We start from the raw sequence: 225 nt of genomic DNA, 5'->3' as shown, positions 1-225 counted from the left end.
TACTTTGACTTCGCACGAGATTGTGAAATTTCCGGAGTATTTGGCTTCTGTAGCTGGACACAGTAATAAGAGCAAACTCACTTGAATAACTTGAATGATGAATCGTTATCTAGTTTTGAAGGAATATCCCTTCAATTTAATAAATTATCTGGTAATGATGGCGAAGAGGCCACACCCGTTCCCATGCCGAACACGGAAGTTAAGCTCTTCAGCGCCGATGGTAGT

The 225-nt window shown here is 41.3% G+C and carries 1 rRNA gene; it reads left to right on the top strand.

The features are described 5' to 3' along the window. Positions 1 to 147: 147 nt before the first annotated feature. A 5S ribosomal RNA gene (rrf, locus tag K9V48_RS28875) occupies positions 148 to 225 on the top strand; the annotation flags it as partial.

Source organism: Metabacillus rhizolycopersici (assembly GCF_020075705.1).
This window is presented reverse-complemented; position numbering and strand designations above follow the sequence as displayed.